At 72.0% G+C, this 23,396-nt stretch carries 20 protein-coding genes; 12 read left to right on the plus strand and 8 right to left on the minus strand.

Translation table 11 applies throughout. From position 1 onward, the window contains the following. The first annotated feature begins 69 nt into the window (after positions 1–69). The 6 genes from crcB (AC3ANS_RS08870) to AC3ANS_RS08895 all read left to right on the plus strand — a co-directional run bounded on the left by crcB (AC3ANS_RS08870) (position 70) and on the right by AC3ANS_RS08895 (position 5,517). Positions 70–573, plus strand: coding sequence for a fluoride efflux transporter CrcB (gene crcB / locus AC3ANS_RS08870; RefSeq protein ID WP_488295795.1), 504 nt, complete (start codon positions 70–72; stop codon positions 571–573). A gap of 5 nt (positions 574–578) precedes the next feature. Then, positions 579–968: a DUF190 domain-containing protein gene (locus tag AC3ANS_RS08875; protein WP_488296460.1), complete on the plus strand. Its 390-nt coding sequence runs from the start codon at positions 579–581 to the stop codon at positions 966–968. Beyond that, the gene (gene crcB, locus AC3ANS_RS08880; RefSeq protein WP_488295796.1) at positions 965–1,336 is read left to right on the plus strand and encodes a fluoride efflux transporter CrcB; all 372 of its coding nucleotides are present in this window, start codon (positions 965–967) and stop codon (positions 1,334–1,336) included. The genes AC3ANS_RS08875 and crcB (AC3ANS_RS08880) overlap by 4 nt, the downstream gene beginning before the upstream one ends. Before the next feature lie 10 nt (positions 1,337–1,346). Next, entirely contained in the window at positions 1,347–2,120 is a 774-nt protein-coding gene (locus AC3ANS_RS08885; RefSeq protein WP_488295797.1) for a sulfite exporter TauE/SafE family protein, read from the plus strand. A gap of 101 nt (positions 2,121–2,221) precedes the next feature. Further along, complete coding sequence (gene pta / locus AC3ANS_RS08890; protein ID WP_488295798.1) at positions 2,222–4,312, plus strand: phosphate acetyltransferase; 2,091 nt, start codon at positions 2,222–2,224, stop codon at positions 4,310–4,312. Beyond that, entirely contained in the window at positions 4,309–5,517 is a 1,209-nt protein-coding gene (locus AC3ANS_RS08895) for an acetate/propionate family kinase (protein ID WP_488295799.1), read from the plus strand. Before pta ends, AC3ANS_RS08895 begins: the two co-directional genes overlap by 4 nt. 25 nt (positions 5,518–5,542) lie before the next feature. On the opposite strand, the gene AC3ANS_RS08900 is transcribed toward AC3ANS_RS08895, so the two are convergent. From AC3ANS_RS08900 to AC3ANS_RS08915, 4 genes are read right to left on the minus strand one after another with little or no spacing between them, the layout of a single operon-like run. Further along, the gene (locus AC3ANS_RS08900; RefSeq protein ID WP_488295800.1) at positions 5,543–6,043 is read right to left on the minus strand and encodes a beta-class carbonic anhydrase; all 501 of its coding nucleotides are present in this window, start codon (positions 6,041–6,043) and stop codon (positions 5,543–5,545) included. Between the two features lie 22 nt (positions 6,044–6,065). Beyond that, positions 6,066–7,814, minus strand: coding sequence for an MFS transporter (locus AC3ANS_RS08905; protein WP_488295801.1), 1,749 nt, complete (start codon positions 7,812–7,814; stop codon positions 6,066–6,068). 25 nt (positions 7,815–7,839) lie between these two features. After that, positions 7,840–8,553, minus strand: coding sequence for an LppX_LprAFG lipoprotein (locus AC3ANS_RS08910; RefSeq protein ID WP_488295802.1), 714 nt, complete (start codon positions 8,551–8,553; stop codon positions 7,840–7,842). A 4-nt stretch (positions 8,554–8,557) separates the two neighbouring features. Next, positions 8,558–11,044: a DNA gyrase/topoisomerase IV subunit A gene (locus AC3ANS_RS08915; RefSeq protein WP_488295803.1), complete on the minus strand. Its 2,487-nt coding sequence runs from the start codon at positions 11,042–11,044 to the stop codon at positions 8,558–8,560. Positions 11,045–11,123: 79 nt separating this feature from the next. Here AC3ANS_RS08915 and AC3ANS_RS08920 point away from each other — a divergent pair, with 79 nt between their 5' ends. Genes AC3ANS_RS08920 through AC3ANS_RS08935 form a run of 4 tightly spaced genes read left to right on the plus strand, consistent with a single transcriptional unit; the run spans position 11,124 to position 16,233 of the window. Continuing rightward, positions 11,124–13,823 carry a bifunctional acetate--CoA ligase family protein/GNAT family N-acetyltransferase gene (locus tag AC3ANS_RS08920; RefSeq protein ID WP_488295804.1) on the plus strand — a complete coding sequence of 900 codons (2,700 nt, stop codon included), beginning with the start codon at positions 11,124–11,126 and terminating at the stop codon, positions 13,821–13,823. A 31-nt stretch (positions 13,824–13,854) separates the two neighbouring features. After that, complete coding sequence (locus AC3ANS_RS08925) at positions 13,855–14,481, plus strand: sulfotransferase family 2 domain-containing protein (protein ID WP_488295805.1); 627 nt, start codon at positions 13,855–13,857, stop codon at positions 14,479–14,481. A gap of 21 nt (positions 14,482–14,502) precedes the next feature. Continuing rightward, positions 14,503–15,105 carry a DUF5998 family protein gene (locus AC3ANS_RS08930; RefSeq protein WP_488295806.1) on the plus strand — a complete coding sequence of 201 codons (603 nt, stop codon included), beginning with the start codon at positions 14,503–14,505 and terminating at the stop codon, positions 15,103–15,105. Positions 15,106–15,114: 9 nt separating this feature from the next. Then, positions 15,115–16,233, plus strand: a complete 1,119-nt coding sequence (locus AC3ANS_RS08935; protein ID WP_488295807.1) for an alkaline phosphatase family protein — start codon at positions 15,115–15,117, stop codon at positions 16,231–16,233. Here AC3ANS_RS08935 and AC3ANS_RS08940 read toward each other — a convergent pair. Beyond that, on the minus strand, positions 16,193–17,722 hold the full coding sequence (locus AC3ANS_RS08940; RefSeq protein ID WP_488295808.1) for an MFS transporter: 1,530 nt from the start codon (positions 17,720–17,722) through the stop codon (positions 16,193–16,195). The genes AC3ANS_RS08935 and AC3ANS_RS08940 overlap by 41 nt on opposite strands. 115 nt (positions 17,723–17,837) lie before the next feature. Between AC3ANS_RS08940 and AC3ANS_RS08945 the strand changes: the two genes are divergently transcribed. Further along, positions 17,838–18,494 (plus strand): TetR/AcrR family transcriptional regulator, encoded by a 657-nt coding sequence (locus AC3ANS_RS08945; RefSeq protein WP_488295809.1) that lies wholly within the window; start codon positions 17,838–17,840, stop codon positions 18,492–18,494. On the opposite strand, the gene AC3ANS_RS08950 is transcribed toward AC3ANS_RS08945, so the two are convergent. After that, positions 18,463–19,689: an SGNH/GDSL hydrolase family protein gene (locus tag AC3ANS_RS08950; protein WP_488295810.1), complete on the minus strand. Its 1,227-nt coding sequence runs from the start codon at positions 19,687–19,689 to the stop codon at positions 18,463–18,465. The genes AC3ANS_RS08945 and AC3ANS_RS08950 overlap by 32 nt on opposite strands. 110 nt (positions 19,690–19,799) lie before the next feature. Continuing rightward, positions 19,800–20,453 carry a thymidine kinase gene (locus AC3ANS_RS08955; RefSeq protein ID WP_488295811.1) on the minus strand — a complete coding sequence of 218 codons (654 nt, stop codon included), beginning with the start codon at positions 20,451–20,453 and terminating at the stop codon, positions 19,800–19,802. Positions 20,454–20,498: 45 nt separating this feature from the next. On the opposite strand from AC3ANS_RS08955, the gene AC3ANS_RS08960 reads away from it, so the two are divergent. Further along, the gene (locus AC3ANS_RS08960) at positions 20,499–21,305 is read left to right on the plus strand and encodes a sulfurtransferase (RefSeq protein WP_488295812.1); all 807 of its coding nucleotides are present in this window, start codon (positions 20,499–20,501) and stop codon (positions 21,303–21,305) included. Positions 21,306–21,338: 33 nt separating this feature from the next. Here the strand turns inward: AC3ANS_RS08960 and AC3ANS_RS08965 are convergent, their stop codons facing one another. Beyond that, a complete protein-coding gene (locus AC3ANS_RS08965; RefSeq protein WP_488295813.1) occupies positions 21,339–23,339 on the minus strand; it encodes an SDR family oxidoreductase in 2,001 nt (666 codons plus the stop codon). Positions 23,340–23,396 lie beyond the last annotated feature (57 nt).

The raw sequence follows: 23,396 nt of genomic DNA on the forward strand, positions 1-23,396 counted from the left end.
GACAACCGCAGCCGGGCGGCTGCCAACAGTCCCTACCTTGCACACGTGGAACGCACGGTAGGAGTGCCCATGACCATCCCCCAGATCGACCCGGACGTCGATCTCCGTGTTCCGGGCCAGCGGCGCGAGTGGACGCGGCACCGGTTCGTGCTGCCCACGATCGCGCTTGGCGGGATGGTGGGGGCCTCGACGCGCTACGCCGTCGGCCGCACGTGGCCCCCGCAGGCCGACGGGGTGCCGTGGGCCACCCTCGGGATCAACGTCCTTGGCTGCCTGCTGATCGGCGTGCTGATGGTGTTCGTCGTCGAGGTGGGCGGCGCGCACCCGCTGCTGCGGCCCTTCGTGGGCGTGGGCGTGCTCGGCGGGTTCACGACGTTCTCGACGTACGCCGTCGACACCGTGTCCCTGCTCGACCACGGCCGTCCCGCGGTCGCGCTCGGCTACTGGGCGGGCACGCTGCTGGCGGCGTTGGCCGCGGTGATCGCCGGGGTCGGCCTGGCGCGCACCGGCGTGGTCGTCGCGACCCGGGTGCGGCGCAACAGGCGTGGACACCGAGTGAGCAGAGGGGAGTGAGCGCCATGACCACCGACCAGGCACCTGCGGAGGAGCCGCGCGGCCGCGTGGACCTCGACGGGACCGCGACCCGGATGACGATCTACATCGGCGAGTCCGACACCTGGCACCACCGGCCGCTCTACACCGAGCTGGTGCACCGCGCCCACCGCGCGGGGCTGGCCGGTGCGAGCGTGTTCCGCGGGATCGAGGGGTTCGGCTCCTCCAGCCCGGTCGTGCACACCACCCGACTGCTGTCGCTCTCCCAGGACCTCCCGATCGCGGTGGTGCTCATCGACACCCTGGAGCGCATCGAGGCGTTCCTGCCGCAGGTCGACGAGGTGGTGGGCGAGGGCCTGGTCACGCTCGACGAGGTGCGGGTCGTCGTGCACCGCTACCGGGACGAGCCCGCGTGAGCGGACTCGTGTGGGTGTGCCTGGGCGCCGCCGTGGGCGCACCCAGCCGTTACCTGGTGGACCGGGCGGTCCAGTCGCGCCACGACGGGCTGATGCCCTGGGGGACGATGCTGGTCAACGTCGTGGGATCCCTCGTCCTCGGGGTGCTGGTCGGTCTCGCGACCGGCCGCGATGTCCCTGACCCGGTGATGCTCACGCTCGGCACCGGCCTGTGTGGAGCGCTGACGACGTACAGCACGTTCGGCTACGAGACGTTCCGGCTGTTCGAGGACGGCGCTCGGCTCTACGCGGCCCTCAACGTCGCGGTGAGCCTGGTGGCCGGGCTCGGTGCCGCGGCGCTCGGCTATGCCGTCGGCGCCGGCGTCTGAACGCGTTCCGGTGGACTGGCAGCGGGATCTTCTGGGGCTGGTGGCGGGCTTCTTGCTCGCGACGGTGACGACGCCGGTCGGAGTGTCGGGAGCGGTGTTCCTGCTGCCGGTGCAGCTCTCGGTCCTGCACGTGCCGAGCCCTCGGGTCACGCCGACCAACCTGATGTTCAACCTGATCTCGGGCCCGGGCGGGCTCGCCCGCTACCGCACTCGCGGCCAGCTCGACCGCGCGCTCGCCCTCCAGCTGGTCACCGGATCGGTGCCCGGAGTGATGCTCGGTGCCGTCGTCCGCGTCCACCTGGCGGCGGACCCCGACGTGTTCCGGCTGCTCGCGGCCGCCGTCCTGGCGCCGGTCGGCGTCTTCACGCTGCGCCGTCCCGCGCCCGGATCGCTCGGTCGGCGGTTGGCGCCCGGGACGGTGCGGGCCCTGGCCTTCGCGGCAGGAACGGTCGGCGGCGTGTACGGCATCGGGGGCGGCTCGTTGCTCGGGCCGGTGCTGGTCGGCAGCGGGATGGCAGTGGCCGTCGTCGCCCCGGCCGCGCTGCTGTCGACCTGGGTCACCTCGCTGGCCGGGGTGGCGACGTACGCCGCACTCTCGCTGACGGTCAGCGGACCGGTCTCGCCGGACTGGACGCTCGGCGTGGCCACCGGCCTCGGCGGCCTGGCCGGCGGGTGGCTCGGGGCGTCGGTCCAGCCCCGGATCCCGGAGCGCGCCCTGCGGTCGTTGCTCGGAGTGCTGGCGATCGCCCTCGCCGCGTTCTACGTCGTGCAGGCCACGACCTGACCCGGTCCGCCCGGGCGTCGTTGAATTGTGGACCTTCGGCCCCCGGATCCAGTCCGGGCGGCCCCCCTGGCGGACCCGGGTCGCACCCTAGGCTCGTCTCCGTGTGCACCAGCGTCTACGTCGCGTCCGTCGAGGGTTCCACCGGCAAGTCGGCTGTCGCGCTGGGGGTGCTCGACGCGCTCTCGCGCCGGGTCGAGCGGGTCGGGGTGTTCCGGCCGATCGTCCGCAACGACCGGGCGACCGCCCGCGGTGAGAAGGACTACGTCCTCGAGCTGCTGATCGCGCACGAGGCCGTCACTCTCGACTACGACGAGTGCACCGGCGTGACGTACGACGACGTGCACGCCGACCCGGTCGCCGCCCTGGACACCATCGTCGAGCGCTACCACCGGGTGGCCGAGCAGTGCGACGCCGTCGTGGTCATCGGGTCGGACTACACCGACGTCGCGACTCCGACCGAGCTCTCGTACAACGCGCGGATCGCCGCCAACCTCAGCTCCCCGGTCCTGCTGGTCCTCAACGGCAAGGACCGCACGCCCTCCGACATGGTGACGCTGGCCGAGATCACGACGCAGGCGATCTCGGCCAACCACGCCACGCTGTTCGCGCTGGTCGTCAACCGGGTGACGCACTCCGACCCCGCGGCCGTCGTGTCCGTGCTCGAGACCTACGCGGTGCCGGCGTACGCGATCCCCTACGACCCGTTGCTCTCCGCGCCGACGGTGGCCGACCTGATGCCCGCCTGCGACGGGACGCTGATCTCCGGGGAGCCGGCGCTGCTGGACCGCGAGGTGCTCGGCCTGCTCGTGGCCGGCATGACGATGCCCAACGTCTTGGACCGGCTCTTCGACGGCGCGGTGGTCGTGACCGCCGGTGACCGCCCGGAGGTGGTCCTCGGTGTCCTGATGGCCCACGTGTCCGCGAACTTCCCGCAGGTGTCCGCGATCGTCCTGAACGGCGGCATGGACCTGCCCGGGCAGGTCACCCGCCTGCTGGAGGGCATCGGCGCGACGCTGCCGATCGTCACCACCGAGCTCGCCACCCAGGAGACCTCGGCCGCGCTGACCTCGGTCCGCGGACGCCTGACCTCGACCTCGCCCCGCAAGATCGCCGCGGCGCTGGCGCTGTTCGCCCAGCACGTCGACGGTGCCGCGCTGCTCGATCGCCTCGAGGTCTCGCCGACGACCGCGGTGACGCCGCTGATGTTCGAGCACCAGCTGCTCGACGACGCCACCAGCCGGCCCCGCCACATCGTGCTGCCCGAGGGGGAGGAGGAGCGGATCCTCCGCGCCGCCGACCTGTTGCTGCGACGCGGCGTCGCGGAGCTGACGCTGCTCGGGGACCCGATCCGGATCAGCGCCCAGGCCGCCGGCATCGGTGTCGACGTCTCGGCGGCGAACGTGCTGGACCCGCGGACGTCCGACCTGACCGACCGGTTCGCCGAGGAGTACTACCAGCGCCGCAAGCACAAGGGACTGGAGCGGGCCGACGCGCTGGCGCGAGTCCTCGACGAGTCGTACTTCGGCACGCTGATGGTCGAGCTCGGCCTCGCCGACGGCATGGTCTCCGGGGCCGTCCACACGACCGCGCACACCATCCGGCCGGCGCTCGAGGTGGTGCGGACCGTGCCCGGCGTCTCGGTGGTCTCCTCGGTGTTCTTCATGTGCCTGGAGAACCAGGTCCTGGTCTACGGCGACTGCGCGGTCAACCCCGACCCGACGGCGGAGCAGCTGGCTGACATCGCGATCTCCTCTGCGGCGACCGCGGCGGCCTTCGGCATCGAACCCCGGGTCGCGATGCTGTCCTACTCGACCGGCTCCTCGGGGGCCGGCAGCGACGTCGAGAAGGTCTCGGCCGCGACTGCGCTGGTGCGCGACCGGGCTCCTGGCCTGCTGGTCGAGGGCCCGATCCAGTACGACGCCGCGATCGATCCGGCGGTCGCGCGCACCAAGCTGCCCGACTCGCAGGTCGCCGGCCGGGCGACCGTGTTCATCTTCCCGGACCTCAACACGGGCAACAACACCTACAAGGCGGTGCAGCGCTCCGCCGGAGCGGTGGCCATCGGCCCGGTCCTGCAGGGGCTGCGCAAGCCGGTCAACGACCTGTCCCGCGGGGCCACCGTCCGCGACATCGTCAACACCGTCGCCATCACGGCCATCCAAGCCCAACAGCAGAAGGAAACTCTCGCATGAGCTCGCTCGTCCTGGTCATCAACGCGGGATCGTCGTCTCTGAAGTACAGCCTCCTCGACGCCGGGACCGGCGAGAGCCAGGCGATCGGCCTGGCCGAGCGGATCGCCGACTCGTCCGGGGCGAGCGGCATCCTCACCCACACCGGCCCGGACGGCGTCAAGCACCGGCAGGAGCTGCCGCTGCCGTCGCACGAGGCCGCGCTGCGCGCCGCGCTCGACGCCTTCGAGGCCCATGGGCCGTCACTAGACGACGCGGAGATCGCCGCGGTCGGCCACCGCGTCGTGCACGGCGGTGCCCGCTTCTCCGAGCCGGTGCTCGTCGACGACGCCGTCCTGGCGGCCGTCAGCGACCTGGTGCCACTGGCGCCGCTGCACAACCCCGCGAACCTCGAGGGCCTCTCGGTCGCGCGCCGGATCTTCGACGCCGTCCCGCACGTCGCGGTGTTCGACACCGCCTTCCACCAGACGCTGCCGGAGCACGCCTACACGTACGCCGTGCCCCTGGAGTGGCGCGACGATCACCGCATCCGCCGCTACGGCTTCCACGGCACCTCCCACAAGTTCGTCTCGGGCGAGGCCGCTCGTCTCCTCGGCCGGCCGGCGGAGGAGACCAACACGATCGTGCTGCACCTCGGCAACGGCGCGTCGGCGACCGCGATCGCCGGGGGGCGGTCCGTCGACACCTCGATGGGTGTCACGCCGTTGGAGGGCCTGGTGATGGGGACCCGGTCCGGTGACGTGGACCCCGCGCTTCACGCGCACCTGCACCGGCAGTGGGGCTGGTCGCTGGAGCAGATCGACGACGCGCTCAACCGCGACTCCGGCATCAAGGGCCTGCTGGGCGAGAGCGACATGCGCGCGCTCGAGCGTCGTCTGGGGGAGGGCGACCCGCGGGCCCGGCTCGCGATGGACGTCTACTGTTACCGGTTGCGCAAGTACGTCGGCGCCTACTACGCCGTCCTGGGCCGGGTCGACGCCATCGTCTTCACCGGAGGCATCGGCGAGCACGACCCGGCTGTCCGCGCCCAGTCACTCGCCGGCCTGGAGCGTCTCGGCATTCACATCGACGACGACGCGAACCGGGCCCAGGGCTCGGGTGCGTTCCGGGTCTCGGCCGAGGACAGCGAGGTCGCGGTGCTGGTGGTGCCCACGAACGAGGAGTGGGAGATCGCGCGCGAGGCACTCGCCGTCGTACGTGAGTCCTAGGTCCTCCCGGAGGAGCCCGAGGTCGTCAGATGACGGGCTCGAGCAGCCCGGTGTCGACGTCGTAGATGAACCCACCGACCTTGACGCTGTCGGGCACCAGCGGGTGGGAGACGACCTTGTGCACGTCGTCGGCGAGTGAGGCCCGCTGGTCGGCGACCATGCTGAACGTCTGCCAGGAGACGTCCTGACCGGCCGAGGCGCCGACCTTCTCGCGGACCTGCTCGAGGGTGGAGGAGGCCATCGCGCACCGGGTGTGCGGGATCACCAGGATCCGCTGGACGTTGAGCAGGTGCACGCCGAGCACCAGGGCCTCGAGGGCCTGGTCGGTCACCCGGCCGCCGGGGTTGCGGAAGATCTTCGCGTCGCCGGGCTCGAGGCCCAGCATGCCGAGCGGGTCGATCCGGGAGTCCATGCACGTCACGATCGCCACGCCCGCGCGGGCGACGCCGTCGAAGCCGGCGAGCTCGAAGTGCGAGGCGAAGTCGCGGTTGGCGGAGAGCAGGTCGTCGAAGTCCGAGGCAGCCACGACCCGGAGACTAACAACCCGCTCAACCGGCCGAGCGCAGCAGCTCGCCGGTCGAGACCGCTCGGGTCGCGGCGCCGCGAAACACCACGAGAGCGAGGACGCCGGCGAGGACCGCACAGACCGCCGCACCGGTGAACACCGTGTGCTCCTGGGCGATGCCGGCGGTCTTGAGGAGGTCGGTGAACTCCGCGCAGCGGCTGGGGCCGCCGCAGACCTCGCGCGCGGAGGGCAGGTCTGCCTGCTCGGCGTAGTAGCGCCGCAGGCCCAGCGTGGTCAGGGCGGAGATGCCGACGAGCATGCCGACCATCCGCGCCACGACCACGAACGCGCTGGCCAGGCCGTGGGCGTCGTCGTCGGTGCTCGCCAGCACCGCGGCGTTCACCGGTGCGAGCGCGAGCCCGAAGCCGAACCCGCCGATGACCAGCGGGATCGTCGCGGTCACGTGGTCGAGGCTGGTCAGGTCCCAGGTGGCCATCCAGGCGAAGCCGGCTGCCGCACAGGCCATGCCGAGCGCGGTGACCAGTCCGGCGCTCAGGGTGCGGGTGAGGTAGCCGCCGACGACCGCGCCGACCGGCAGTGCGACGAGGAAGCGGACCAGCACCAGCGCCGCCATCAGCTGGGAGTCGGGGTAGACCGTCGTGCGCGCGAACAACGGGATGTCGATCAAGGCCGCGATCAGCGCCGCCCCGACGAAGAAGCTGACCACCATCGACCCCCACGCCGGCGTACGCCGCAGGGTGCCCGGTGGGACCAGGGGAGCGGGTGCGCGCCGCAGGTGGACCGCGAACGCGGCCGCTGCCAGCGCCGAGCCGAGGAGGTACCAGACGCCCTGGTCGGAGAAGACCTGCACCTTCGGATCGGCGGTGGCGAACGCGAGGATCACCCCGGCGAGCGTCAGCGCGAGGAAGAGCGCGCCCAGCAGGTCGGCCTCGCGCAGGGTGCGCACCCACGCGCGCAGGTCGAGCAACGGCCGACGGGCGGTCGCGCAGCGCACCACCAGCAACGCCGCCGCGCCGATGGCGACCAGGCCCAGCGGCGTGAGCCAACGCCCCTGGCCGGTGACCGGGATGAACAGCTGTCCCCAGGTCAGGTCGCGCATCAGCTGGCTGGGTTCGACGAACACCAGCGCCCCGGCGATCAGGGTCACGAGGGCGAGGAGCAGCCCGAGCCAGTCGAACCTCCCGTTGACCCGTCCGAGAGCTTCGGGCGGGTCAACGTGGGAGAGCTGTCGGATCGCTGCGGCGAGCACCAGGCCGACCGCGACGTTGACCAGGAAGATCGCCCGCCAGTCGGCGACGGCGAGCACCACCGCGCCGAACAGCGGGCCGAGCACGCTGCCGAGCTCCTGGACCGCCGAGACCACCCCGAGCGGTACGCCGCGGCGGTCGGCGGGGTAGAGGTCCGCGACGAGCGCGAGCGTGGCCGGCACCAGCCCGCCGCCGCCGACGCCCTGGAGGAACCGCCCCGACACCATCGAGGGCATGTCGTAGGCCAAGGTGGTGACCAGCGACCCGAACGCGAAGATCGCGAGCGCGGCGACCAGCACCGGCACCCGGCCGCGCAGGTCGGCGAGCCGGCCGATCAGCGGCAGCATCGCGACGTACCCCAGCAGGAAGCCCGAGATGATCGGCGCCGCCCGTTGCAGCTGGTCGACGGGGATGCCGGTGCTCGTCATCATGTCCGGCAGCGCCAGCACGACCACGTAGGTGTCCGCGGCCGCGAAGGCCACGGCCACCGCCGCCAGTGACAGCAGGATCCGCGGCGACCCCATCAGCACCCCCTCGCGGGCGGGAGCGTCACGGCGCGGTGATGTCCTTGTCGGTGCCGTAGTCCTCGAACGTGACCGTGTAGGTCATCGACTCGGAGTCCTTGTAGAACACGCCGGTCAGCTCGGCGCTGCGCAGCTCGCCGTCGTCGGTGATCGTGTACGTCGCCTCGAACGTCCCCGACGCGGTCGGGATCACGCTCTTCATCGCCTCGGCGTCGACCGAGCCGGAGTACTCGGTGAGCACCTCCTTGTTGTCCTGGCCGCCCCGGACGCTGTCGCCCTTCTCGAGGTCGGTGGTCGCCGCGAGCACCGAGCTGAAGCCCTTGTCGGGCGCGACGAGCTGGGCGGGGTCGGGAGCGCCGTAGTCGGCCGGGTCGACGTCCTGCCAGCCGCTGGTGAACGGCAGCTGGGCGTAGACCTTCCCGCCCACGGCGATGACCGGGACCTCGAGGGCCTGCCCCGACAGCGCGACCGTGATCGTGCCGTCGAACGCCGGCGCGTGGGTGCCGACTCCCTGCGCCGACTCGACACCGGTCACCCCGTCGGGCAGGTCCTTGGTCGACAGCGAGATCGTGACGCCGCTGGTGTCGTCGAGCGTCTGCTTCGCCTGGGCGAGCGCTTCCTCCGGGGTGGAGGTGCCCGCGGCGGCCTTGGAGTCGTCGTTGCAGGCCGTGGCGGTCACCGAGAGCAGGGTGAGGGCGACGACGAGGAGCGCGGAGGCCGCGCGCGGGCGAGGAAGCACGGCGTCAGCCTTCCACACCGGCGGTGGCGCCCAGGCGGCCGGCGACCGGGCCCGCGCACGCGGCGATCGGCTGGCTGCCGGGCACGCCGGACCCGTCACGGCGGCCGTTGGCCTCCGGGAGCTCGATGGGCGAGCCGCTCGCGGCGGCCGCCCGGGCGGGTGCGGTGCCGGCCCAGGCGAAGACCAGGGCGTCCTCGCCCTTGAGGAACCGGTGGCAGCGCACGCCGCCGGTGGCGCGGCCCTTGGGCGGGTACTCGCTGAACGGCGTGACCTTGACGGCGCCGGGCTCGGTGCCGGGCAGCGCGGTCGAGGAGCCCGAGGCCGTGACCACGACCGAGCCCTCCGGGGCGTCGGGGTCGATGGTGCCGAACCACGCGACGCGCTCGCCGCCGGTGACGCGGATGCCGGCCATGCCACCGCCCGAGCGGCCCTGCGGGCGGACCGCGTCGGCGCCGAAGTGGAGCAGCTGGGCGTCGGTCGTGATGAAGCACAGGGTCTCGTGGCCCGTGGTGAGCTCGACCGCGCCGACGACCTCGTCGCCGTCGGCGAGCCGGATCACCTCCCACTCGTCCTTGCCGAGGACCTCGGGGTTGACCCGCTTCACGGTGCCCAGGCGGGTGCCGAGCGCCAGCCCCGGTCCGTCGTTCGCGAGCGTGCACAGCCCGAGCAGCCGCTCGCCGGTGTCCAGGGAGAGGATCTCGCTGACCGGCAGCCCGCCGGCCAGGTGGGGGTCGTTGGCGGTGCCGGGGAGCTGCGGCAGCTCGAGCACGCCGATCTTGACCAGGCGGCCGGTGCTGGTGAGCCCGCCGACCTCGCCCCGGGCGGTGGCCCGGACCGCGGAGACCACCACGTCGTGGTTGGCCCGGCCGCCGCCCCGGCCGGGCGGCTCGTCGTTGGCGGTGCGGGCGAGCAGCCCGCTCGAGGACAGGTAGACGAAGCACGGGTCGTCGGCCACCTCGAGCGGCACCGCGGTGGCGGTGACGGCGGTGCCGGCCGCCTCCAGGAGCACGGTGCGACGCGGGGTGCCGTAGGTCTTCGCGACGTCGGCGAGCTCGTCCGAGACGACCTTCCAGCGCAGCTTGTCGTCGTTGATGATCGCGTCGAGGTCCTCGATCGTGCGGCGCAGCTCGTCCTGCTCCTTCTCCAGCTCGATCCGCGAGAACTTTGTGAGCCGGCGCAGCGGCATGTCGAGGATGTAGTCGGCCTGGATCTCGCTGAGGTCGAACACCGAGATCAGCCGCTCCTTGGCGGCGGCGGCGTTGTCGGAGGTGCGGATGAGCTGGATGACCTCGTCGATGTCGAGGATCGCGATGAGCAGGCCCTCGACCAGGTGCAGCCGGTCGGCGGCCTTGCCGCGGCGGAACAGGGACCGGCGGCGTACGACGTCGAAGCGGTGGTCGAGGAAGACCTGGAGCATCTCCTTGAGGCTGAGCGTGCGGGGCTGTCCGTCCACCAGCGCCACCGCGTTGATGCCGAACGTGTCCTCCATCGGCGTGTGCTTGTAGAGCTGCTCGAGCAGCGCCTCGGGCACGAAGCCGTTCTTGACCTCGATCACCAGCCGCAGGCCGTTCTCGCGGTCGGTGAGGTCCTTCATGTCCGAGATGCCCTGCAGCTTCTTGTTCTGGACCAGGGTCTTGATGCGGTCGATGACCTTCTCGGTGCCCACGCCGTAGGGCAGCTCGGTGACCACGATCCCCTTGCGGCGGTTGGTGATCGCCTCGATCCGCGCGGTCGCGCGCATCCGGAACGTGCCGCGGCCGGTCTCGTAGGCGTCGCGGACCCCCTCGAGCCCGACGATCTTGCCGCCGGTGGGCAGGTCGGGGCCCGGGATGAACCGCATCAGGTCGTCGACGGTCGCCGCAGGGTGGGTGATCAGGTGGCGCAGCGCCTGGACGACCTCGACGAGGTTGTGGGGGGCGCAGTTGGTGGCCATGCCGACCGCGATGCCGGTGGTGCCGTTGACCACGAGGCTCGGGATCGCGGCGGGCAGCACCCCGGGCTCGAACTCGCGGCTGTCGTAGTTGGGCTTGAAGTCGACGGTGTCCTCGTCGATCGAGGCGGTCATCGCGACGGCGGGCGGGGCCATCCGGCACTCGGTGTAGCGCATCGCGGCGGGGGAGTCGTCAGGCGAGCCGAAGTTGCCGTGGCCGTCGATCATCGGCAGCCGCATCGCCCACGGCTGCGCCATGCGCACCAACGCGTCGTAGATCGCGCCGTCACCGTGGGGGTGGAGCCGGCCCATGACCTCACCGACGACGCGCGCGCTCTTCACGTGGCCGCGGTCGGGCCGCAGGCCCATGTCGCTCATCGTGTACAGGATCCGGCGCTGCACCGGCTTGAGCCCGTCGCGGGCGTCCGGGAGCGCGCGGGAGTAGATGACGGAGTAGGCGTACTCCAGGAACGACGACTCCATCTCCTGCTTGATGTCGGTGTCGAGGATGTGCTCCTCGAAGTCGTCGGGGAGGTCGTTCTTCGTCTTGCCACGTGCCATGCCGGTGATTCTCCCAAGTGTCACCGCCAGATTCGCCGGGGCCACGCCGCCGACACCCGTCCGCGATAGATTTCCGACCGTGACCGACACCCAGGACGTGCCTGCGCCTCCCCAGCACTGGGAGGCCGACGTCCTGCTGCGCGACGGGCGTACGGCGCACATCCGGCCGATCCGGGCCGAGGACCGCGAGGTCTTCGTCGAGTTCTACTCCCGGGTCTCCGACCAGTCGAAGTACTACCGCTTCTTCTCCCCGATGCCGCGGCTCTCCGAGCGCGACCTCGACCGGTTCACCAACGTCGACCACGTCGGGCGGGTCGCGTTCGTGCTGACCCTGCAGGGCCAGATCATCGCGGTCGGCCGCTACGACATGGTCAAGCCGGGGGAGGCGGAGGTCGCGTTCCTCGTCGAGGACCAGCACCAGGGTCGTGGGATCGCGCAGCTGCTGCTCGAGCACCTCGCCCAGGCCGGGCGCGAGCGGGGGATCGAGCGGTTCGTGGCCGAGGTGCTGCCCGACAACGCCCGGATGATCCAGACGTTCCGTGACGCCGGCTACCGCGTCGTCAGTGAGTACGACGAGGGTGTGCTGCAGCTGGAGTTCTCCATCGACCCCACCGACACCGCGATCGGGGTGATGATGAGCCGCGAGCACCGGGCCGAGGCGGCCTCGATCGAGAAGTTCTTCAACCCCCGCTCGATCGCGGTCATCGGCGCCAGCCGCCGGCAGGAGACCATCGGCCAGGCGCTGGTGCGCAACCTGGTGATGGGCGACTTCACCGGGCGGGTCTACGCGGTCAACCCCACCTCCAGCGCGGTGTCCGGCCTGCCGACGTACAAGTCGGTCGGCGACATCCCCGACGAGGTCGACGTGGCGATCGTGGCGGTGCCGGCCGAGGCGGTGCAGGACGTGGTGCTCGACTGCGCGGCCAAGGGTGTGCACGGGCTGGTGGTGATCTCCTCGGGCTTCGCCGAGACCGGCGAGGAGGGCCGGGTCCGGCAGCGCAAGCTGGTGGGCCTCTCGCGGTCCTACGGGCTGCGGCTGATCGGCCCCAACTGCCTGGGCATCATCAACACCGACGTGGACGTGTCGCTCAACGCGTCGCTCTCCCCGCTGATGCCGCCGCGCGGACGGGCCGGGTTCTTCTGCCAGTCCGGTGCGCTGGGGACCGCGATCCTGGAGAAGGTCTACAACCGCGGCCTGGGGCTCTCGACGTTCGTCAGCGCCGGCAACCGCGCCGACGTGTCCGGCAACGACCTGCTGCAGTACTGGGAGGAGGACGACTCCACCGAGGTCGTGCTGCTCTACCTCGAGTCGATCGGCAACCCGCGCAAGTTCTCCCGCATCGCCCGGCGGGTCTCGCTGCGCAAGCCGATCATCGCGGTGCGGTCCGGCCGCACGACCCAGGGCGTGCCGATGGGCCACGCGGTCCGCAAGATCGCCGCTCCGCCCGCCGCGGTGGACGCGATGTTCCGCCAGGCCGGGGTGATCCAGGTCGACACGCTCGAGGAGATGTTCGACGTCGCCCAGCTGCTGGCCCACCAGCCGCTGCCGCGTGGGCGCCGGGTCGCGATCGTCGGCAACTCCGACGCGCTCGGCCTGCTGGCCGCCGACGCCGCCGCGGCGGTCGGCCTGGTGGTCAACAAGTCCACGGCGCTGGGTGCCGACGCGAGCGCCGAGGACTTCGAGGACGCCCTCGACGCAGCGATCGACGACCCCGAGATCGACTCGGTCGTCGCGGTCTACGTGCCGCCGATCAACGTCTCCGGCGAGGACGTCGCCAACGTGCTCGCCGCGGTGGGCGAGCAGTCGGACAAGCCACTGGTGTCCTCGTTCCTGGGCTCCGAAGGCGTCCCCGAGCTGCTCCGGGTGCCCGACGTGGCCGGGTCGACGGCCGGGCGCGGCTCGGTGCCGTCGTACCCCGGTGTGGAGGCCGCGGTGCGCGCGCTCGCGCGCGTCGTCGAGTACGCCGTGTGGCTCCGCACGCCCGACGGCGCCCCGGTCGACCCGGCGGACGTCGACACCGTGACCGCGAAGCGGCTGGTCAACCAGGCGCTGTCGGCCCACCCCGAGGGGGTCGAGCTCGACGCCGAGACCGTGACCGCGGTGCTCGCCGCGTACGGCATCGAGCTGTGGCAGACCCGGCCGGTGGCGACCGTCGAGGAGGCCGTGGCCGCCGGTGAGGCACTCGGCTGGGACGTCGTCTTGAAGGCGACCGCCGACCACCTCCGCGAGCGGCCCGACCTCGCCCACGTGTGGCGCAACATCGACAACGCCGAGGAGATGCGCGACGCCTGGGAGTCGCTGAGCCACGTGATCACGGACTTCGCGCGGGCCGGGTTCGTCGTGCAGAAGAACTCCCGTCCGGGCGTGCCTGTCGCGATCCGCAGCATCGAGGACCCGCTGTTCGGGCCCGTGGTGTCCTTCGGGATCGCCGGGCCGCTGACCGAGCTGCTCGCCGACAAGGCGTTCCGGATCCCGCCGCTGGGGGAGCGTGACGCGGCCGCGATGGTGCGCGAGATCAAGTCCTCGCCGATGCTCTTCGGCTACCGGGGCAGCGAGGTCGTCGACGTCGCCGAGATCGAGCGGCTGATCCAGCGGGTCGCGCAGCTGCAGAACGACCTGCCCCAGATCAGCTCGCTGGAGCTGTCACTGGTGCTCGCCGGCGCCGACGGCGCCACGGTGCTGACGGCGGCCGTCCGGGTCGACCCGGTCGCGGACCCCCGCTCGGACTGGTTCGTACGCCGGATGCCGACCCCCGCCGGGGACACCCTGCCCTCCTGATCGCGACGCCGGCACATCGTAGGATCCGCGCATGTTCATTTCGGACGCCCAACGCTTCCTCTTCGTGCACGTGCAGAAGACCGGCGGGTCGACCATCGACAAGCGGCTCGAGGACGTCCTGACCGACAAGCGCAGCATCAAGGGGGCCGACCGGCACGCCACCCTCAGCACGATCCTGGAGGCCGAGCCGGACCTGGCGGCGTACTGGATCGTCGGCTACGTCCGCAACCCGTTCGCCCGCCTGCTGTCGTGGTACCGGATGGTCGAGCGGCTCGAGAACCGCGCTGCCAAGGGGCTGCGGGGCTCGCAGCGGTTCTTCGAGCGCAGTCCGTTCATCAAGGCGGTGTCCGAGACCTATCCGGACTTCGAGACCTTCATCCTCCGGGGCACCGAGGAGTGGGAGCGGCTGCGCACTCCCCAGGTCAGCTACCTGAGCATCGACGGAGGCCGCCGCGCCGACTTCATCGGCCGCCAGGAGAGCCTCGAGGCCGACCTGCGGGCGGTGCTCGCTCGCTTCGACCTGCCGTGGGAGCCGCTGGAGAGCGTGAACGTCGACCACTACCGCCCCGACTACCGCGAGGTCTACACCGAGCCCATGCGCCGGCGGGTCGAGGAGCTGTTCGCCCCCGACCTCGCCGCCTTCGACTACCGCTTCTGAGCCCATGACAGACTGACCGGCATGCGGAGCAGCAGGACCGACGAGGACCACGACCGGACCCTCGAGCTGAGGGGCGCGATCGACCGCACCGGCTACTACCCGGACGTCGTCGCCGACGGTGTCGACGGTGCGGTGGCCGGCGAGCAGGTCGTGTCCTACTTCGTGCACCACGAGCCGACGTTCGACCGTGACGAGGTGCGCCGCCACCTCTCGGTCGTGGTGCTGACCCCGACGCGCCTGATCCTCGCCCACACCGACGAGCACGAGGGCGACGACCTGCTGCCCGAGCCCTACACCTCGACCTCGACCGAGGCGATCCGGCTGTCCGCGGTCAAGTCCGTGGTCGTCACCCGGATGATCGCCAACCCCGCCTCGGGTCCGAGCCGGCCCGCCGAGGCCGTGATGACGATCGGGTGGGGCGGTGTCAGCCGCGTCGACCTCGAGCCCGCCGGCTGCAGCGACCCCGAGTGCGACGCCGACCACGGCTACACCGGGGTGCTGGCCTCCGACGACTTCTCGCTGCGGGTCTCGGCGGCGGCGGACGGCTCGGACGCCGTCGACGGGTTGCTGGCGTTCGCCGAGCAGCTCTCGGCGCGCACCCACGCCGGCGCTCGCGATCACTGAGCATCCGCGGTGAGCGAGTTCCTGCAGCCGGCCTACGCCGACCGGTCGCTGGGTGACGTCGTGCCCGCGGTGGCCGTCGCCCTCGGCACGAGCATCGGGGACGCGCCGGCCGGTCTGGTGCTTCCGCCCGCTCCGGCGTACGTCGTGCTCCTCGTCGACGGCCTGGGCGCCCGGCAGCTGGAGCGCTACGCGCACGCGGCGCCGTTCCTCTCGTCCCTGCTGGCCGAGCAGCTGCCCGGCACCTCCGGTGTGCCCTCCACGACGGCCACGAGCCTCACGTCCTTCGGCACCGGGTTGATGCCGGGCACGCACGGGCTGGTCGGGTTCACCTCGCGGGTGCCCGGCACCGACCGGCTGCTGAACGCGCTGATGTGGGACAAGACCGTGGACCCGCTCGAGTGGCAGCCGCACCCCACGGCGTTCGCCCGCCTGCACGAGGCCGGCGGGTCGGCGACGGTGGTCAACAAGCGCGAGTTCGCCCGCAGCGGGCTCACCGTGGCGGCCCACCGGGGCGCGGAGTTCGTCGGCGCCGACAAGGTCGGCGAGCGGCTCGCCGCCGCGGTCGCGTCCTCTGCAGAGCGTGGCTCCCTGACCTACCTCTACGACGGCGACCTCGACTGGACCGGGCACCGGTACGGCGTGGCCTCGCACCAGTGGCTGCAGCAGCTCGCGATGATCGACGCGGAGGCCGAGCAGCTGCGCGAGACCCTGCCCGCCGAGGTGCGGCTGATGGTGGTGGCCGACCACGGCATGGTCGACTCACCCGGCTCGAGCCGCATCGACGTCGACGACGTCACCGAACTGCGCTCGGGCGTAGCGCTGCTCGGCGGTGAGGCCCGCTTCCGTCACCTGTACTGCCACGGCGGGGCGGTCGCCGACGTCGTGGCGGCCTGGACCGAGGTGCTGGGCGACCGCGCCGAGGTGATGACCCGTGAGGCAGCGATCGGGCGCGGCTGGTTCGGGCCGGTGACGCCCTCGGTGCTGCCCCGGCTCGGGGACGTGATCGTGGCGTGCCACGGGGACCTGGCGATCCTCTCGACGTCCGCGTTCCCCTACGAGGCCACGCTCGTCGGCCTGCACGGGTCGCTCACGCCCGAGGAGATGCTGATCCCGCTGCTGGTGAGCTAGCGCTCGCCGGGAGCAGCGCGCCGAGGAGCACGACGGCCAGCAGGAACACCAGCGTGGTGCACGAGGCCCAGAGCAGCGCGGTCTGCATGCCGTCGACGAACGCCGACTGCGCGGGTACGGCGACCGCGCCGCCCATGTGGCTGGCGGCCCCGAAGGAGGACCGGGCCTGCTCGGCCGCGGCCGGCGGGAGCGCGGGCAGCCGCAGCTGGTCGCGGTAGACGGACTGCATGATGCTGCCGAGCACGGCGATGCCCAGGGCCGCGCCCAGCTCGCGGGCCAGGTCGTTGACGGCCGACCCCACACCCTGCTTGGCCGCTGGCAGCGCGTCGGTGATGGAGCTCGTCGAGGGGGTCATCGCCAGGCCCATCCCGGCGCCGAGCAGCACCAGGCCGCACAGCAGTGGGAGATAGCTGCTCGTGGCGTCGAGCCGGGAGAGCACGGCGAACCCGGCGGCGACCAGCAGCAGGCCACCGGCCATCACCCGGCGTGTGCCGAGCCGGATGGCTGCGCGCGGGGCGAGCGCGCGGGCGGACGGCATCATGACGAGCGCCATCGGCGCCACGCACAGGGCGGCGACCAGCGCGCTGCGGTCCAGCACCAGCTGGAGGTACTGCACGACCAGGAAGATGAACCCGAAGAACCCGAAGAACTGCACGGTGATCGTCAGCGTGCCGGTGGCGAAGCCCTGCAACCGGGAGAGTCGCGGGTCCAGGAGCGGCTGGGCGCACCGGGCCTCCCAGGCGAGGAAGGCGGCGATCACGACGAGGCCGGCGGCCAGGCCCCCGAGCGTGCGCGCGCTGCCCCAGCCGTGGGTGGGCGCCTCGATGACGGAGTAGACGACCAGCCCGAGTCCGATGACCGAGAGCACCGCCCCGGTGAGGTCGAGCCGCGGCGCCTCCGGGTCGGCGGACTCGGGTACGGCGACCACGGTGCCGATCAGCGCGACCAGCCCCATCGCGAGGTTGAAGGCGAACACCGAGCGCCATGACCACGCCTCGAGCAGCACCCCGGTGACGAGCAGTCCCAGCATCGCGCTCGCGCCGGCGACGCCCGCCCAGGTGCCGACCGCGCGGACGCGGCGTTCGGGCGGGAACGTGCTGGTGATCGTCGACAGGGTCGCCGGCATCACCAGCGCCGCGCCGGCGCCGAGCACGGCCTGGACGGCGATCAGCTGGCCGGGCTCCTGGGCGAGCATCGCGACCCCGGAGCCGACGACGAACACGACGAGGCCGGCGAGCAGCGCCCGCCGCCGTCCGTACCGGTCACCGATCGCGCCGGCGAGCAGGAGCAGCGCGGCGAACGTCAGTGCATAGGCGTCGACGACCCACGCGATCTGGGTCTGGTCGGCCCGGAGGTCGCGGGCGATCGAGGGCGCGGCGAGGTTGAGCGCGGAGATCGCCGAGACCACGGCCGCGAGGGCCACCACGATCACCGGCATCACTCCGCGACCCACGCCCGTGCGGGCCGCTGTGTCTGTCATCCCACTCATGGGGTCCTCCTCGGGTGCTTTTCAGTCCGTGATGAATTCACGGTCGCCCCCGAGGCGGGTAGATTTCAAGCGTGATGAATTATCCGCCGTCGTGCTGTTTGCCAGGGCTGGGCCGGTGAGCGGGGAGGAGCCCGTGCGCCGGGGCCGCCGGGCCGGCAATCCCGACACCCGGGCGGAAATCCTGGACGTCGCGCGCCGGCACTTCCTGGTCGACGGCTACCAGGGCGTGACGATGCGTGGTGTGGCGCAGGAGGCCGGTGTCGACTCCGCCCTGGTCAGCTACTACTTCGGGTCGAAGAAGGGCCTGGTCTCCGCGGCGCTCGCTCTCACGGTGAACCCGCCCGCGCTCTTGCGGGAGGTGCTCGCGGGCGATCCGGCGACGCTCCCGGAGCGGCTGGTTCGGACGGTCGTCTCGGTGTGGGACCACCCCGAGCAGGGCCGGCCCCTGCGAGCGCTCGTGTCGAGCGCCGGGCACGACCCGGAGGTGGCCCGCCTGCTGCGCGAGGTCCTCCGGACCGAGATGGTCGGTCCGCTCGCCGAGCGGTTCGGGGGACCGGACGCCTCGGCCCGTGCCGCCGCCTTCGGTGCGCAGCTGGCCGGCGTGATCACGGCGCGCTACTGGCTCGCCCTCGAGCCGATCGCCTCGATGTCCCTCGAGGACCTGGTGCGGTACGCCGCCCCCGGTCTGCACGCGGCGATGCGGGGGCCGGCGCGCCGGCACCGACCCCCGCAGGCCGGAGTCAGTTCAGGCTCATCCGCGGCTCGCCGTTGAGCAGACCCGTGCCCGCGATCGTGCACTTGCCGCTGCGCGGGGCACCGCCGTTCCACGCCTGCCGCACGCACGAGCGCGCCGCCAGCTGCGCCCAGTAGTTGGGGTGCAGCGACTCCTGGATGTAGTACGGGCTGCTCGAGCCGGCGGTCGAGACGGTGCGGATCTGGTTGATCCACTCGGTCTGGTCGACCGCGCCGGGGGACGTCCAGCTCGCGATGCCCTTCTCCTCGTAGAGGCCGACGTTGCTCTCGCAGAGCCGGCGCCCGTTGTAGGCGCTCGAGAGGTCCAGCGTGCGGGTGTTGGTGAGCCCGGAGTCGGCCACGGCGCCGAAGACCGTGCTGTTGATCGTCGGAAGCGCGGAGTCGTTGGCCCAGTCGGCGTCCTTGTTCCAGAAGCCGCAGCCGCCGGTGCTCTGCCGGGTGTAGCCGCTCTCGGAGTAGCGGAAGCCCGAGCTCCGCGGGATCGGGCTCGGGTAGTTCTGCACGAGCAGCGTCCACTGCGAGTCGGCGTACCCGGCGTTGCGCATCGCGGTCGCGACGTTGCGCAGCGCACCGGCGATCCGGGCGCGGACCGCGGCCACGTTGGCGGCGGTGAAGTTGGCCTTCACGGAGCTGTCGTCGTAGCAGTAGTCCTTCCACCACGTCGGCGAGGCGAGGAAGTCGGTCACGCACGAGGTCACGACGTCGGCGAAGTTGAAGTCGTTGCCCCCGATGGAGACGACGACCATGCCCACCCGGTGGCTGGCGGCGAACTGCTGGAGCATCTTCGCCTGCCCGAGCTTGCCTGCCCCGTTGTCGAAGAAATCGAGGCCGGGCTTGAAGTTGTCGCCGTCCGACGTCGCGGTCTCGGCCCCGGAGCACGCGAGGTTGAGGCCGTTGACCCCGCCGCCGATGTAGGCCTCGGCCGACTTGCTGCGGTGGCAGCGGTTGATGGTCTCGCCGGTGCCGGCGGCGTTGTCGAAGTACGCCGTCGAGCCGAGCGCGTCGGCCCGGCTGGAGGAGGCGTTGCTGCTGCCGGCCCAGCGGCCGGCCTCGCCGCTGATGTAGGAGTCGCCGAGGGTGACCACCCACGGCGTACCGACCCCGGGCCCGTCGGCATCGGCCGCGGGTGGCGTGGCCACGATCAGGCCCGCCAGCGCGGCGGGGAGGACGGTCAGGACGCTGAGGAGGCGGGTACGTGCCCGGGATGTGACCACGATCACGGACACTAGGGCTACCGGTGGGTACGACGGAAGAGGGGAATCCCTCGAAGCGCTCAGACTGCGCCGAGTCGGCGCGGATCGAGCCTCAGACTGTGCCGGGTCGCCTAGCCGAACGGGAGAGGCTCCGGGGCGAGCGAGACCGCCTTGGCGCGGGCGGCGGTGAGGCGGCGGCGGTGGTGCTGGCGGCAGAGCACCTCGTAGGCGACGTCGGCCGGGGGCTGGTCGACGGCGTCGACGTCGCCGACGACGATCACCTCGCCCTCGACCACCATCGCGCCGTTCTCGGTGCGGGCGTTGTGAGTGGCCCGCTTGCCGCACCAGCACAGCGCCTCGACCTGGAGCACGTTCATCCGGTCGGCGAGCTCGACGAGGCGGGCGCTGCCCTCGAACAGCTGGGTGCGGAAGTCGGTGAGGATCCCGAACGCGAACACGTCGATCTGCAGCTCGTCGACGACCTTGGCCAGCTGGTCGATCTGGTCGCGGGTGTAGAACTGCGCCTCGTCGCAGATCAGGTAGTCGATGCGGCCGCCCTGGGTGAGCGAGTGCACGACGTAGCGCCAGAAGTCGAACTCCCGGTCGACCTCGAGGGCGTCGTGCGTCAGGCCCAAGCGGCTGGACAGCCTGGCCTGGCCGGCGCGGTCGTGGGTGGTGAACAACCGGCCCACCCGACCCCGCGCGGAGTGGTTGTGGTTGGTCTGGAGCGCCAGCGTCGACTTGCCGGAGTCCATGGTGCCGGTGAAGAAGTGCAGTTCAGCCACGGGCCGCATCCTGTCACGCCACCCGGCTCGGCCAAGATGGGCGTCATGGCCTCTCCGCTGATCCCTGTCGACGAGCTCATCGACCTGCTCGGGCACGCGACCGTGCTCGATGTGCGCTACCGGATGGGTGGTCCCGGTGGCCTCGCCGAGTTCGGCCGTGGGCACGTGCCAGGTGCGGCGTACGTCGACCTCGACGCCGACCTGGCCGCGCCCCCGGGCAGCGGCGGGCGGCACCCGCTGCCGGATGCCGCGGACTTCCAGGCCGCGATGCGCCAGGTGGGGGTGAGCGACGACCGGCCTGTGGTCGTGTACGACGACTGGTCGGGCCTCGCGGCCGGGCGTGCCTGGTGGTTGCTGCGCTACCACGGCCACGCCGACGTCCGGGTGCTCGACGGTGCCTGGCCGGCCTGGGTCGAGGCCGGGGGAGCGGTCCAGGCCGTCACCGTGGCACCGCGCCCCGGCGACTTCACGGCCCGCCCGGGCGCGATGCCGTTCGTCGAGGCGGACGGCGTGCTCGACGTACCCGTCCTCGTCGACGCGCGGGCGCCGGAGCGGTTCCGCGGGGAGGTCGAGCCGGTGGACCCCGTGGCCGGGCACATCCCCGGTGCCGTCAACGTGCCGACCACGACGAACCTGCGCGCCGACGGCCGGTTCCGCGGTCCCGCGGAGCTGCGTGCGCTGTACGCCGCCGCCGGCGTGACCGGGGAGCAGGACGTGGCGGTCTACTGCGGGTCCGGTGTCACCGCCGCGCACGACGTGCTCGCCCTCGAGCTGGCCGGCATCCGGGCCGCGCTCTACCCGGGCAGCTGGTCGGGCTGGATCACCGATCCGTCCCGACCCGTCGAGCGTTGACCCGCCCGAAAGTCTCGGGCGGGTCGACGTCGTCTACCAGTGGACGCCCTTGAACATCTTGGCGAGCATGATCTGCTCCGACTCCCGCCCGCCCGCGGACTCACCCTTGGCCGCAGCCGAGTCCGGGAACACGTGGTAGGCCATGTTGAGCACTCGGAACGCCAGCTTGGGCGTCAGCGTGTGCGCGATCGCGCCGGCGTTGCCGAGCGCGGTGTTGATCTCGTGGGGCCGCTCCACCATCGCCTCGATGACCAGGTCGGCCGCCTGCGCCGGTGAGATCGTGGGGAACTTGTCGTAGAGCTTGGTGGGCGCGATCATCGGCGTCCGCACCAGTGGCATGTGGATGTTGGTGAACGTGATGCCGTCGCCGAACAGCTCCGAGGACACCACGTTGCTCCACGAGTCGAGCGCGGCCTTGGAGGCGACGTACGCCGAGAACCGCGGCGGGTTGGTCTGCACCCCGATCGAGGACACGTTGACGACGTGGCCGCCGCGGTTGGCGCGCATCGCGGGCACCAGGCCCATCACCAGGCGGACCGCGCCGAAGTAGTTGAGCTGCATCGTGCGCTCGAAGTCGTGGAAGCGGTCCTGGGAGAGCCGCAGCGAGCGGCGGATCGATCGGCCCGCGTTGTTGACCACGTAGTCGATCGATGGCAGCTCCGCGGTCAGCGTCTCGCACAGCGCGTCGATCGCGTCGAGGTCGGAGAGGTCGCAGGGCTGGACGATGGCGGTGCCGCCCCGGGCCTCGATCAGCTCGCGGAGCTCGTCGAGCTTCTCCTTGCCGCGCGCGACCAGCACCGGGGTGCCGCCCGCCTGCGCGACCTTGAGCGCGGTGACCTTGCCGATGCCCGAGGAGGCGCCCGTGACCACGACGTACCGGCCCTGGAGCTTGTCGCGCACCCGCGGGTCGCGACCGGTGGAGTCGTCGAGGTGCTCCTCCCAGTAGCTCCACAGGGTCCGGGCGTAGGACTCCAGGTCGGGTACGCCGATGCCGGATCCGGACAGGGCCCGCTCGGTGCGCCGGGAGTCGAAGACCGCGGTGAACGAGGTGTGCGCGAGCACCTCCGCCGGGATGCCGACCCGGCTGGTGACCAGGTCGAGCACGTGCTGCACCGCGCCGTTGCCCGCGACGGTGCTCAGCAGCCCGGCCGGGGTCAGCGCCCGTGGGAGGAAGCGGGTGAGGCCCCGGTCGACCGGCGTGGCGAACCGCGGCGCGCCGGCGGCGGCGCAGAACGCGTTGACCATGTCGACGACGGGCTGCGGCTCGGGGTTGACCAGGTGGAACGCCTCGCGGTCGTGGCCGGGCTGGTGCGCGAGGTGGTCCATCGCGGCCGCGACGTAGTCGACCGGGACCACGTTGGTGTCGCCGAGGTCGACCCCGACCAGCGGGAGCCAGGCCGGCAGGTGGTCGCGCATGAGCTTCATGGCCGCGAAGAAGTAGTAGGGCCCGTCGATCTTGTCCATCTCGCCGGTGTCGGACGCGCCGACCACGACGGCCGGGCGGTAGACCCGCCACGGCACGGTCGCCTCCTCGCGCACGATCCGCTCCGACTCGTACTTGGTGCGGTGGTACGCCGAGGGCAGGTGCTGACCCTCGTCGAACATCGTCTCGTCGAAAGGACCGTGGTGCTCGCCGGCCGCCGCGACCGAGGAGACGTGGTGGAAGCAGCCCGCGCCCAGCGCGTCGGCCAGCGCCAGGGCGTTGCGGGTGCCGCCGACGTTCATGGTCTCGTTGGTCGCGTCGTCGGCGGTCATGTCGTAGATCGCCGCGAGGTGGAAGAAGTGGTCGATGCCCTGGCCACGTCCGGTCCGGTGCGCCTTCACCCAGGCTGGGTCGACTCCGAGTGCGTCGGCGGACAGGTGACCGATCACCGGCACGACCCGGTCGGTGTCCCACCGGGAGATCAGCGCCTCCATGCGGGGCAGCGAACCTGCGCGCACGAGCACGAAGATCTCGCCCTCGCGGTGGTCGAGCAGCTCCTCGACCAGGCGCCGGCCGATGAACCCTGTGGCCCCGGTCACGAAGTACGACATGCGGGGGAGGGTACCTGCGGGTCGCGGCCAGGGACAGGGGCGCGAGCCCGACCGTGG

It is taken from the genome of Nocardia sp. 149-1B (assembly GCF_057747975.1).